Here is a 1,230-nt window from a genome sequence, read left to right as displayed (position 1 = left end):
TACTCCAGGACCTTGGCGACGACGCCAGCGCCGACGGTGCGTCCACCCTCGCGGATGGCGAAGCGCAGACCTTCTTCCATGGCGATGGGCTTGATCAGTTCCACCGTGAAGGTCACGTTGTCCCCGGGCATCACCATCTCCACACCCTCGGCCAGTTCCACAATGCCCGTCACGTCGGTCGTGCGGAAGTAGAACTGCGGACGGTACCCCGCGAAAAACGCGCTGTGACGCCCACCCTCGTCCTTGGACAGGATGTACACGCTCGCCTCGAACTTGGTGTGCGGCTTGATGCTGCCGGGCTTGGCCAGCACCTGGCCACGCTCCACGTCGTCGCGAGCGACGCCGCGCAGCAGCACGCCCACGTTATCCCCCGCCATGCCCGAATCCAGCAGCTTGCGGTGCATCTCGATGCCGGTGACGGTGGTCTTCTTGGTGTCACGCAGGCCGATGATCTCGACCTCGTCCTGCACCTTGACCACACCGCGCTCCACGCGGCCGGTGGCGACGGTGCCGCGACCGGTGATGGTGAAGACGTCCTCGACGGGCATCAGGAAGGTCTTGTCGGTATCGCGCTCGGGGGTGGGGATGTAGGAGTCCACCGCGTCCAGCAGTTCCCAGATGTTGTCGACCCACTTGTTCTCGCCGCGGGCGGTCTTGGGGTTGGCCTGCAGGGCTTCGAGGGCCTGCAGGGCGCTGCCCTTGACGACGGGGAGGTCGTCGCCGGGGAACTCGTACTTGCCCAGGAGCTCGCGCACTTCCATCTCGACGAGTTCGAGCAGTTCCTCATCGTCGACCATGTCGACCTTGTTCATGAACACGACGATGTAGGGCACGCCGACCTGACGGGCGAGCAGGATGTGCTCGCGGGTCTGGGGCATGGGGCCGTCAGCGGAGCTGACGACCAGGATGGCGCCGTCCATCTGGGCAGCTCCGGTGATCATGTTCTTGACGTAGTCGGCGTGGCCGGGGCAGTCGACGTGGGAGTAGTGGCGGGTGGGGGTGTTGTACTCGACGTGGGAGGTGTTGATGGTGATGCCGCGGGCCTTTTCTTCAGGGGCCTTGTCGATCTGGCTGTAGTCCATCGTCTCGATGGTGGGGTCCATCGCGGCGGCCGTGAAGGTGATGGCCGCGGTCAGCGTGGTCTTGCCGTGGTCGACGTGCCCGATGGTCCCCACGTTCACGTGGGGCTTCGTCCGCTCAAACGTTCCTTTTGCCATGATCATGTCCTCC

General features: G+C 64.7%; 1 protein-coding gene. It reads right to left on the bottom strand.

Going from position 1 to position 1,230, the window contains the following annotated elements; translation table 11 throughout:
• Positions 1 to 1,217: elongation factor Tu (gene tuf, locus QOL99_RS17130; RefSeq protein WP_285525608.1), on the bottom strand; the 1,217-nt coding region annotated here is incomplete at its 3' end.
• Positions 1,218 to 1,230: the final 13 nt, after the last annotated feature.

Source organism: Deinococcus rhizophilus, from assembly GCF_030271215.1.
Classification (GTDB): domain Bacteria; phylum Deinococcota; class Deinococci; order Deinococcales; family Deinococcaceae; genus Deinococcus; species Deinococcus rhizophilus.
The sequence above is the reverse complement of the archived record's forward strand: the minus strand, read 5'-3'. Positions and strand labels throughout refer to the sequence as shown.